This window comes from Geodermatophilus sp. SYSU D00691 (assembly GCF_054050275.1).
In genome coordinates, this window is sequence record NZ_JBJGYZ010000082.1 from 1 (window position 1) to 1204 (window position 1204).

A 1204-nucleotide genomic window follows, 5' to 3' on the forward strand; every position below is an offset into this window, starting at 1 on the left:
TTGATGGCGAGGACGGTTGAGCTGCAGCTGATGCGGCGGTTGTTCTGGCGCGGGGTCGGTGCGGGGTTGTCCACGGAGGCGGCTGCGCGGCGGGCGGGGACGTCGGGCACGGTGGGCCGGCGGTGGTTCCGCGAGGCTGGCGGGGTGTCGCCAATCGATGTGGCCGAGCCGGCCGGTATCTGTCGGTGTGGGAACGCGAGGAGATCGCGATCGGGCTGGCGCAGCGGTTGAGCCTGCGCGAGATCGGCCGACGGATCGGCCGGGACGTGTCCACGATCAGCCGGGAGGCCCGCCGCGAGGGGGCCTGCAACGCCGACGGGCAGTACCGGGCGGTGGCCGCCCAGCAGGCCGCGGAGAAGCTGGCCCAGCGGCCCAAGGCGCGCAAGCTCGAGCACGAGTCGCTGCGCACCGAGGTGCAGGCCCGGCTGGAGCTGAAGTGGTCGCCGCAGCAGATCGCCGCGTTCCTGCGGCGGGAGTTCCCCGACGATGAGGCCATGCAGGCCTCGCACGAAACGATCTACCGCGCCCTATTCGTGCAGGGCCGCGGCTCGCTGCGCCGCGAGCTCACCGCCTGCCTGCGCACCGGCCGGGCGATCCGCCGCCCCGCCCGCCGCATCGACGGCCGGGCCGATCCGGACCGGCGCATCCCGGACAAGGTGCTGATCTCCCACCGGCCCGCCGAGGCCGAGGACCGGGCGGTGCCCGGCCACTGGGAGGGCGATCTCATCCTGGGGGCGAACAACCACTCGGCGATCGGCACCCTGGTCGAGCGCAGCACCCGCTTCGTGATGCTGCTGCACCTGCCCGGCCCGAGCGACGCCATCGCCGTGCGCGACGCCATCGTGGCCACCATCGGCACGCTGCCCGAGGCGCTGCGCCGCTCGCTGACCTGGGATCAGGGCCTGGAGATGCGCCGGCACACCGAGATCACCCTCGCTGCCGACCTGCCGGTCTACTTCTGCGATCCGCAGTCTCCCTGGCAGCGCGGCAGCAACGAGAACACCAACGGCCTGCTGCGCCAGTACTTCCCCAAGGGCACCGACCTCTCGGCGCACAGCCCCGAACACCTGGCCGCCGTCGCCGACGAACTCAACGGCCGCCCCCGCCAGACCCTGGGCTGGCGCACCCCGGCCGAGGCGATGGCCGCCCTACTCTCGACCCACGATCACAACAGCGGTGTTGCGACCGCTCCTAGAAACCACCT

The 1204-nt window shown here is 72.7% G+C and carries 1 pseudogene; it reads left to right on the forward strand.

Annotated elements, in window-relative coordinates:
* Window positions 1-3: 3 nt before the first annotated feature.
* Window positions 4-1204: pseudogene (locus ACI797_RS27805) on the forward strand (IS30 family transposase); the annotation flags it as partial.